The 1,141-nt window shown below is 27.1% G+C and carries 2 protein-coding genes; both read left to right on the top strand.

Going from position 1 to position 1,141, the window contains the following annotated elements; all coding sequences use genetic code 11:
- On the top strand, positions 1-217 hold a 217-nt coding region (locus HG1285_RS20430; protein WP_008289646.1), incomplete at its 5' end, for a polysaccharide deacetylase family protein.
- A 1-nt stretch (position 218) separates the two neighbouring features.
- On the top strand, positions 219-1,141 hold a 923-nt coding region (locus tag HG1285_RS00520), incomplete at its 3' end, for a glycosyltransferase family 4 protein (RefSeq protein WP_008289645.1).

The raw sequence follows: 1,141 nt of genomic DNA, 5'->3' as shown, positions 1-1,141 counted from the left end.
ATTAGGGGTAGAAATTGATACTTTTTGTTATCCATATGGTGATAAAGACGAAAAAATTGAAGAAATTGTTAAAAATGCAGGGTATAAATATGCATTTACTACAAAGGAAGGTAAATTCAACGGCATAAAAAAACAATATTCTATAAATAGAATTTTTGTTGAAGGAAACAAATTAATATCTTTACCAGATTTTATAAGAAAAATCTTGGTGTATTAGTATGAAAATATTGTGGATAAATGGAAATCCAAATAAAAATCCGGGCGGAACAGAAACCCATTCTATTCATTTTATAAACTCATTAAAAGATAAAGTAGATTTGTTTGCGGCAATCTCAAAAGATAGCTTTGTGGATAAGAATATAGAGTTAGATGCTGAAAAAAAACTCTATATTTCTATAAATGGTGAGCTATCTCCCATATCAACCTATAAATTGATTAAATTTGCAAAAAAAATAAGACCAGATTTTGTAATAGGAAACAATGGAAATGAATATATTAATACATTTATAACTGCATGGATTTCAGGGGCAAAAGCAGTTTTATTCAGACACATGACAAATAAACAGCCATTTTTTATAAAAAAATTTATTTTTCCAAGAGTGTATAAAGTTATTGCTGTGAGCGATTATGTTAAAGAAAAATTAGTGTCAGAAGGCGTAAGTAAAGATAAAATAGCAGTTATTCCAAATTTTTTAGAGAAAAATTTTATTTTTAATGAAGAAAAAAGAAAGCTTTTTAGAAAAAAATTTAATGTGAAAGATAAATTTGTTGTTCTTTTCGTTGGAAAAATTGATGAGGGAAAGGGGATTTTTGATTTTTTAGAGGCTGTAAACAAAGCAAAAAGAGACATTCCAGAGTTATATGCGTTTGTAATAGGAACAGGAAAGGATTTGGAAAAGTCAAAACAATTTTGTAAGAAATATAAATGTGAAGATTTTGTCAAATTTGAAGGTAGAATAAATAATCCATTAGTCTATTATTTAATATCAGATGTTTTTATAATGCCGAGTTTAGCAGATGAAAGCTTTGCAAGAACAGTTATAGAAGCCATGGCAACAAAAACAGCTGTAATTGCTTATCCTTCTGGAAATATTCCTTATATTATTAGCAACTTAAAAAATGGTATATTAACTGAAAAAAA

The organism is Hydrogenivirga sp. 128-5-R1-1 (assembly GCF_000171895.1).
The sequence above is the reverse complement of the archived record's forward strand: the minus strand, read 5'-3'. Positions and strand labels throughout refer to the sequence as shown.